Source organism: Bacillus cereus group sp. MYBK139-1, assembly GCF_051916915.1.
In the GTDB taxonomy this organism is placed as follows: Bacteria; Bacillota; Bacilli; order Bacillales; family Bacillaceae_G; genus Bacillus_A; species Bacillus_A pacificus.
In genome coordinates this window covers 1-3,887 of record NZ_JBQAHO010000016.1, presented here as the reverse complement: position 1 = coordinate 3,887, position 3,887 = coordinate 1, and the positions used below count along the sequence as shown (strand labels likewise).

The window sequence follows — 3,887 nt, the reverse complement described above, 5'->3', positions numbered from 1 at the left end:
AACACGGAAGTTAAGCTCTCTAGCGCCGATGGTAGTTGGGACCTTGTCCCTGTGAGAGTAGGACGTCGCCAAGCAACTGTAAGACGAGTCAGAATGACTCGTCTTTTTTGTGTTTAATGGAGTAATCTTGTAATTAATGTCGCCTCTATAAGTACGTTGATCTAACAAGAAACACCTTGATTTAATTATGATTTCACATTTAAATAGTGTACCTTCAGAAAAATATGGCCAAGTTGATTAAACTGTCTATTTGTTAACAAGAATATATACAAGATAATGCCCTCTGTAGCCTGTTCACCCCTTCTTTTATTTCTTCAGTTGTTAAATGTCCGTACCCTATAATAATTTGATTATGATGTTTTCCTTTTTTAATGGCGTGGTCTTCCACGGGATATACTTTTACTCCGAGTTGTTGAATTTCCTCAAGTAATTCTTTTGTGAATTGAACTTGATTGAATTCAACAATCAAGTGTAATCCTGTAGAATAGCCGAAAATATTGATCTTATTTGAGAATGCTAATTTTAATTGCTGGATAAGGAAGTTTCTTCGATTTTTATAGAGTTTTTTCATCTTCATAATATGCCGTTCCAAATGATCTTCGGTAATAAATTTAGCAAGAACAAGCTGATTTAAAGAAGGTGTATGTAGATCTGAAAACCATTTTACTTTGCGACATTTTTCAATAAGGTGTGAGGGAAGAACTAAGTATCCCATCCTAAGGGCCGGTGATAAAATTTTACTAAATGAACCTATATATATAACACGCTCGGGATCCAATCCCTGTAATGAACTTACGGGTGAGCCTTCATATCGAAATTCACTGTCATAATCATCTTCAATGAGGTAGCAATTTGTTTTTCTTGAGTAGTTAATCAATTGAACCCGTCGTTGAATCGGTAATGTTCCACCTAAAGGAAACTGATGAGAAGGAGTAATAAAGATAAATTTTGGATTTTTATTTACAGGTAGCAAAGATGTATCCATCCCATTATCATCAACTGGTATAGGATAAAGGAAGGCTCCTGAATTTTTAAAAATTGTTTGAATGTCATTGGTAATAGGATCTTCTATTATTACTTCATCACCCGTTGATAAAAGTAATTTAGAAACAAGTGTTAAAGCTTGAGTTGCACCAGAAGTAATCACTAATTGTTCTGGATGACAAAAAACTCCTCTTGTTTTTAATAAATAGCGTGATAAAGCCTTTCTTAATTCGGGACGCCCTTCGGGAATATCGTATCCAAACGTAGAAGGAGGTGCTTCGTGCCATATTGTGTGAGACAAATTTGCCCATCTCTTGCGTGGAAATAAGTCTAATGCTGGTATCCCTGAACGAAAATTAATGATGTTACTGTCTTTGTTTATTTCTTCGCACCAAGATAAAGAATCAATTAGAGTTGATTTTTTACGTTGTTCTAAATAAGTCCCCTCGGCAATGAATGTTCCTGCTCCCTGTCGAGCGACCAAAAAACCTTCGGAAAATAATTGATCATAAGCTTCTAAAATTACATTCCTAGATACGTTTAACTCAGAAGATAATTCCCGTGTTGATGGTAACTTTTCTCCGGACTGTAGGTCTCCATTTAATATTCGCTCACGTATTTGGTAATAAACCTGTCGAATTAAACTAATATCTAACGATCGATCAATAGGTATCCAAAGCATATAAATGCTCCCTTCATCAAAATTGGTACCATAAAAATTTGGCTAAAATGGTACTAATACGAACCATTTTAGCATGCTATAGTTGGATCAAATAGTTCTAAGGGAGATGAAAATGTGATGACGAAAGAATTTCAAGTAGCTCAGGCATTTAAATCGATTGCAAGAAATGAACATATAAAATCCTATGTACAACAATCCACGGAGCTCTATGTGTTATTGTTGCAAGCTGCGAAACGCTTTGTCACCGGAGAAACGAGACATGAGGGGATTGTGACGGCAAAAGAACTAATTACAAAAGGGTATCATACTTCACTGGAGTATATAGGGGAAAATAAGCTAGATATAAAGGAGTGTTATAAAGCAAAAAATGAGTTTTTGAATCTTATTGGGGACGTGGGTGCTCTTTCTATAAAACAAACAGTATCACTTGATTTATCGCATATTGGATTATCTATAGATCCAGAAATATCTTATATTCATTTAATGGAGTTGGCAGAGAAGGCAAATGTACAAGGAACTACCCTTATGATAAGTATGGAAGAATCATCTAAGGCAGAGGACATTCTTTCTATCTATAAAAAAACAACAGAGCAATATCCTAATGTAGGGATAACAATTCAGGCACATTTATATCGATCGAACAATGATATTCAAGAACTCCTAAATTATCCAGGGAAAATACGAGTTGTAAAAGGTGCCTATCAAGAAGTTCCGGATATTGCTATGCCTAGGTCAACCGATTTAAATCAGCAGTATCTTCAAATTGTAGAACAACTAATTGAAAACAATCACCCTCTATCTATAGCTACACATGATGAAATTCTTATTAAAGAGATGGAACAACGTCAATATTTTAGTCAATCTAATGTAGAGATAGAAATGTTATATGGAATTCGTCCGGATATGTTAAATGATTTGAAAAACAAAGGACATAACGCTAGAGTATATTTGACTTATGGGAAAGAGTGGTATTTGTATTTATGTCACCGGATTGCTGAACATCCAGAAAATCTATATCATGCGGTGACAGATATGATACATTCATCTTCAGAGCAGCGGAGTCGGGAATATTGAATATACCTTTTATCTTAAATGTAAAAGTTATTTTGGCTGTGTCCCCAAAGTAAGAGTTAGATTTTTTTTAGATTAGAAATTCAGGCTCGTTTTATATCGGAATTTTAGGCTTGTAGCTAGAAATAAGTGAATTTGTAATTCTATATGTATTTCAAAACGAAGGATATATAAAAGAACAATAAAATTACATGTTATAGGTATAGGATAAACATACTTAAATGTTATAAAAAGTGATACAAACAAAAGAACACTTGTTCCTCCTCGGTGTGTTGAGTATACTAGATCAATTGAGGTTCGTATTTTTAATCCTGTATATATACTGAAAAAGAAATGCTATTAATCGGTTCGGACCTCGAATGTAGTTTGTATGCATATCTTAAGTTTCTGCTAAGAGGATATAACGGCTATTACCACTAGGCTGTATGGAAATGGATGAGGCCTAAAGATGAAAGAGATATAAGATGGATATTTCAGTGACGCAGGATAGTTAGTAAGTATATTTGTATATATTTATGAGTAAACAGATAAGTAAGGATTACCTCATATAAGGGGAACTCTATAACTAGAATAGTATACAAGTTTATTATGAACTTCTGTATCGTTGTTTATTATAAGAATACGTATATCTTTAATCCTTTCTAATGGGGTGCGTGATAAACAAGGAGGTATTTGGGGAATAACTTTTTAATTACACATTAGTCTTTATTAATATTGTTTGTTTCACTAAGTAAAACCTTTCATATAAATTAAGTCTATAGGGCTAAGGTAACTTGGATATATTTTGGAAGAGGAGATTAAAGAGAAGTAGAAGTTGCTTTTCTAGTAATGTAATTTTTATAGATTCTTCTCTAGGTTAGAGAGTGTCAAAATATTAACTTGAATATATTTATAAAAAGGTGTTGACGATTGCTACTTAGAGGTGTAATATAGAAAAAGTCGCCGATGACAATAACGTCGAAAGCGACAAACGAAATAAAAAACTTAGTTGACATTAACTAACGAAGATGTTAACATAAGGAAGTCGCAAATGAGCGATCAAGTAGTTCTTTGAAAACTGAACGAAACAAACAACGTGAAACGTCAATTTTTATTTTATGATGCTAGACAAACTAACTTTATTGGAGAGTTTGATCCTGGCTCAGGATGA

General features: G+C 33.7%; 2 protein-coding genes. One reads left to right on the top strand and one right to left on the bottom strand.

Translation table 11 applies throughout. The annotated features are described in order from the left end of the window. Positions 1–253 precede the first annotated feature (253 nt). On the bottom strand, positions 254–1,666 hold the full coding sequence (gene pdxR / locus ACTFRS_RS28370) for a MocR-like pyridoxine biosynthesis transcription factor PdxR (protein ID WP_001981045.1): 1,413 nt from the start codon (positions 1,664–1,666) through the stop codon (positions 254–256). Positions 1,667–1,783: 117 nt separating this feature from the next. Here pdxR and ACTFRS_RS28365 point away from each other — a divergent pair, with 117 nt between their 5' ends. Further along, positions 1,784–2,740 carry a proline dehydrogenase family protein gene (locus ACTFRS_RS28365; RefSeq protein WP_139869850.1) on the top strand — a complete coding sequence of 319 codons (957 nt, stop codon included), beginning with the start codon at positions 1,784–1,786 and terminating at the stop codon, positions 2,738–2,740. Positions 2,741–3,887 lie beyond the last annotated feature (1,147 nt).